This is a genomic window from Synechococcus sp. CCY9201, assembly GCF_034931105.1.
Lineage (GTDB): Bacteria > Cyanobacteriota > Cyanobacteriia > PCC-6307 > Cyanobiaceae > CBW1002.
The window spans coordinates 1-1,596 of record NZ_JAYGIC010000142.1 but is presented as its reverse complement, the minus strand read 5'-3'; the positions used below and the strand labels follow the sequence as shown (position 1 = coordinate 1,596).

Genomic DNA, 1,596 nt, shown 5'->3' with positions numbered 1-1,596 from the left:
AAGGTCTTGGGCTTGCTCATGCCCCATATTATCGACCAGATCCATTGCAGCCACTGAGATCTGGGCAGATTCAGGGGCGTCTGTGGAGCATGCGGGCGGTGATCTATGCGCGACAGGCTCCTAGGGCGGAGATTAATGTCGCTGGATTGTAAGTCACCAAGACCAATTAATGATGCGTCGATCAGTTGCAAAAAGGATCATGAATCATGCTCCACCGAACCAATTCACGAATGCCATCTCCTAGGGCAACTACGGGTTTAAAGCCAAGAATCTTCTGAGCCTTGGAATAATCAGCAAAATTATGCCTGACCTCTCCTATTCTGTTGCCTGCGTATTGGATTGATGGCTTCTTGGACATGGAACTGAACAGCAGGTCTGCGAGACGGCCAAGCTCTACCCCTTCGCCGTTGGCCAAATGAAAGACCTCGGAGACTCCACATTGGAGTTCTTCGATTAGACACAGCGACTGGGTGATACCTTGAACTATATCCCTGGCATTGATAAAGTCTCTTGTTTCGCTCCCGTCTCCATAAATCGTAATCTCTTTATTGCGAGTAACTTCTCGCAGCCATGTGTTGATTACCCCTTTTTTGTGAGCGGAATGCATTCCATAAACATTCCCGAATCTTAGCATTATTGCCTTAAAGCCATATGATGCGCAGTATGCATTTAGATATGCTTCGCAGCTGAGCTTGCTTGCTCCATATGGTGAAATGGGCCTTGGTAGAGACGCCTCTGAAACGGGAGGTGATGAGTCTCCCATCAAGGCTCCACCTGTAGAGGCAAATATCACCTTGGTTGCACCTTTGCTTTTCATAACTTCTAGAATATTTAGAGTCGACTGAACATTGCTCTTAAAGTTTGAGATAGGATCCTTGACAGAGTCAACCACTCCGCCCGAGGCGGCCAAGTGGATCACAATAGTCTCTGGTCCAATAAAATGGCTATAACTGCCAATCTCACAGATTGGCGAGATAATCAATTCAGCCTTGCCCAGCAGACAAGGTAAATTAGCAGTGGCCGACTCTAGGCTATCAAGACAAACAATATCTCCAGCTCTGTAGCTCTTGCTGATCTCCATGATGAGATTGGTCCCCAAAAATCCTACGCCGCCTGTAATCAGTAGCCTGGCGCAGCCGCGATTCATTGCGGAGTGTCGGGCGATCGTCATTTTCCAAGTACTGAGGGTTCCCTAGGGATGGCTTGAGATGGTTAGCCCTACACATAGCTTATCGAGAAGGCCTTGTTCATCTCATTGCATCGCCAAACCCTGTAATGTAATTATTTATTTTCTCAGAGTTTATTGACAAGCCCGCCCTTCCCTGCTGAAATATAGCAACTGCCCCTATCGAGATGCGTGGTCAGCAGGAGCGCAGCGGAGCCCTGCTCGCCTACGTGTCGATCGAGGAGTGGATCCCCCAGCCCGTCATCTGCTGCGGCGGATCCGGAAACTGGCGGATCAGGTCCTTGATCGACTCAATCCCACCTTCTGCGCGCTGTACGCGACAGAAGGCCGGCCCTCGGTGCCGCCGGAGCAACTGCTGCTGGCCTCGCTGCTGCAGGCGTTCTACGGGATTCGCTCGGAGCGCCTGTTGC

At 50.4% G+C, this 1,596-nt stretch carries 1 protein-coding gene and 1 pseudogene; one reads left to right on the top strand and one right to left on the bottom strand.

The window, feature by feature from the left end; genetic code table 11:
• Nucleotides 1-181 precede the first annotated feature (181 nt).
• The gene (locus VB716_RS13385) at nt 182-1,171 is read right to left on the bottom strand and encodes an NAD-dependent epimerase/dehydratase family protein (protein WP_323270747.1); all 990 of its coding nucleotides are present in this window, start codon (nt 1,169-1,171) and stop codon (nt 182-184) included.
• A 182-nt stretch (nt 1,172-1,353) separates the two neighbouring features.
• Between VB716_RS13385 and VB716_RS13380 the strand changes: the two are divergent.
• Nucleotides 1,354-1,596 (top strand): annotated as a pseudogene (locus tag VB716_RS13380) (transposase); the annotation flags it as partial.

Bases quoted from the DNA above. Each gene is read 5' to 3' on its own strand.
- VB716_RS13385 (WP_323270747.1), bottom strand. From the start codon at position 1,171: ATGACGATCGCCCGACACTCCGCAATGAATCGCGGCTGCGCCAGGCTA.